The sequence below is a fragment of the bacterium genome (assembly GCA_024228115.1).
Classification (GTDB): domain Bacteria; phylum Myxococcota_A; class UBA9160; order UBA9160; family UBA6930.
On the sequence record JAAETT010000537.1, the window covers coordinates 1 to 532 of the forward strand.

Below are 532 nucleotides of genomic sequence, written 5' to 3' on the forward strand. Positions count from 1 at the left end.
ATCAGCTTCAGTAGTACCGTCTCCTGTACTTATTGCCGAAGCAAACACTGTATATGGGTCTTCTACCCCATAGATTGCCCATAACCTAGCAGCCTCCCCCCTACCATGCGTTACCATCTTCCGAGGGTAATTCGTACCTGTGCCATTCCACTCGACCGCAGGGTTGGTCATATTCGCGCAAGTAGTGCCATCATAGACCTGTACCTGATTATTCCCAGTACAAATATAACAAAGATTGTTAAATGTTTCAAAATGCACAGCCCTGTTAATAGTCAAACCTGTCTGAATCGGAGCACCGTCATTGTAATCGCTTAATATCTCGCCATTGCCATCGGCAGTAAGTATTTCAGAAGTGCCATCTTTTTGACGGTATTCATAAATACCATATATTCTTGGTGTACCACCAATTGCAGAACTGTTTACATTATCAGTCCCGCCGCGCTTAGACCTGCCTCCTTGATGAATGTTAATATTTTCCGTACCGTCCACCATCATGGTAGGAGCCACACGATCCTGGTTCAGGTCATGATTC

General features: G+C 44.9%; 1 protein-coding gene. It reads right to left on the minus strand.

Going from position 1 to position 532, the window contains the following annotated elements; all coding sequences use genetic code 11:
* The coding region (locus tag GY937_21975) for a hypothetical protein (GenBank protein ID MCP5059381.1) at positions 1-495 on the minus strand (495 nt) is incomplete at its 3' end.
* Positions 496-532: the final 37 nt, after the last annotated feature.